General features: G+C 63.0%; 1 protein-coding gene. It reads left to right on the top strand.

Annotated elements, in window-relative coordinates:
• Positions 1 to 63: 63 nt before the first annotated feature.
• Positions 64 to 1161 carry an IS5 family transposase gene (locus XarjCFBP7645_RS21240; protein WP_104537473.1) on the top strand — a complete coding sequence of 366 codons (1098 nt, stop codon included), beginning with the start codon at positions 64 to 66 and terminating at the stop codon, positions 1159 to 1161.
• The last annotated feature ends 140 nt before the right edge of the window (positions 1162 to 1301 follow it).

The raw sequence follows: 1301 nt of genomic DNA, 5'->3' as shown, positions 1-1301 counted from the left end.
CAGGCTGCTGAAATACCGCCCACCTCGATAGACTATTCGGTACGACCCAACGGATGCCCCTTCATGCGCGGAACCGACGTTTTCATGGAGCAATTGTTCACGGTGAAGCGTCTGGAGGACTTCGTGCCCGCCGATCACCCGCTGCGCCTAGTTCGGGGGATGGTCAACGAAGCGCTGATCAGGCTGGATGGGCTTTTCACCCAGATGTATGCCGCCGACGCCAAAGGCGGCCGGCCGAGCATCGCGCCGGAGAAGCTGCTGCGGGCGATGCTGCTGCAGGTGTTCTACAGCATCCGTTCGGAACGGCAGTTGATGGAGCAGGTGCAGTACAACCTGCTGTATCGCTGGTTCATCGGGTTGTCGATGGACGATGCGGTGTGGGTGCCGACAGTGTTCAGCAAGAACCGGGAGCGGTTGATCAAGCACGATGCGGTGGTCGCCCTGTTCAACGAGGTGGTGGCGATGGCCGATGATCGGGGCTGGCTGTCGGGTGAGCACTTCAGCGTGGACGGAACCCTGATCCAGGCGTGGGCGGGCCACAAGAGTTTCGTGCGCAAGGACGGGGACGACGAGGACGGCAGCGACTTCAAGGGCCGCAAGCGCAGCAATGAGACGCATGCGTCCACGACCGATCCCGATGCGCGCCTGTACCGCAAGGGCAACACGGCAAGCGAACTGCGCTACATCGGGCACACGTTGAGCGACAACCGGCATGGACTGATCGCCAATGCGCGGGTGACGCGCGCCGATGGCTACGCCGAGCGCGAGGCGGCCAAGGCGATGCTGGGCGACGCGCGCCAGGCGGCGGCGGAGGACGCGGAGGTGACGGCGGGCGCGGACAAGGCTTACGACGCGGCCGAGTTCATCGAGGCGCTGCAGGAAATGCGAGTCGTCCCGCATGTGGCGCAGAACACCTCCGGTCGCCGCTCTGCGGTTGCGGAGGAGATTGCGGCCAGTGATGGGTACGCGGTCTCGCAACGCAAGCGCAAGCTGATCGAACAGGGGTTCGGTTGGGCCAAGTCGATCGGGCGCATTCGCCAGGCGATGGTGCGTGGGCTGGAGAAGGTGGACCAGATGTTCGTGTTGAACATGGCGGCCTACAACCTGGTGCGAATGCGGACCTTGGGACAGGTGTGCCTGCAATCTGGGAAAGCGGCATGAATCGGGCGTTTGGAGTCCCTCATGCAGTGCAGTGCGAGCACTGGGAACGTCGATTTCAATACGAAGCGATCAGCATCGCAGTTGCTGGCTCACACGTTGGCCGATGATTGCTTCGTCGCGACTGGTATTTCAGCAGCCTG

It is taken from the genome of Xanthomonas arboricola (assembly GCF_002940665.1).
In the GTDB taxonomy this organism is placed as follows: Bacteria; Pseudomonadota; Gammaproteobacteria; order Xanthomonadales; family Xanthomonadaceae; genus Xanthomonas; species Xanthomonas arboricola_B.
The sequence above is the reverse complement of the archived record's forward strand: the minus strand, read 5'-3'. Positions and strand labels throughout refer to the sequence as shown.

Excerpts from the sequence above, each read along its gene's own strand:
- XarjCFBP7645_RS21240 (WP_104537473.1), top strand. The coding sequence starts at position 64 with ATGCGCGGAACCGACGTTTTCATGGAGCAATTGTTCACGGTGAAGCGT.